Annotated in this window: 1 protein-coding gene; it reads left to right on the top strand. The window is 73.3% G+C overall.

Features of this window, described 5'->3' with window-relative positions:
• On the top strand, positions 1-439 hold a 439-nt coding region (locus AC1DKD_RS42140; RefSeq protein WP_477144856.1), incomplete at both ends, for an FAD binding domain-containing protein.

Below are 439 nucleotides of genomic sequence, written 5' to 3'. Positions count from 1 at the left end.
GCGAAAAACTGCCTGGCACCCGGCGAGCTGCTCCGAAGCGTCCACCTGCCGGCGTCGGCCCTTTCCGCCCGCATAGCCTTCCGGCGCCTGTCCCTGAGCAACCTGGGCCGGTCCGGGGTGCTGCTCATCGGACGGCTCGACGGCGACGCCTCCCTAACCCTGACGGTCACCGCCGCCACCAAGCGGCCGGTCCAGCTGCGCTTCGAGGAAGTGCCGGACGCAGACCGGCTGGACGCCGCCCTGGACGACGCCATCCCCGCCGCGCTCTACCACGACGACATCCATGGGCTGCCTGCCTGGCGCCGCGACATGACGTACCGGCTGGCCGAGGAAATCCGCGCAGAACTCGCCGCTCCCGCCGCCGCGCAGGGTATCCCCGTCTCCGGCGACTTCTGGCCGCCCCGGGCCGGCGATGGGCCGGCCGCCGGGACCACCGCAC

The organism is Cupriavidus sp. 05T313 (genome assembly GCF_056396665.1).
This window is presented reverse-complemented; position numbering and strand designations above follow the sequence as displayed.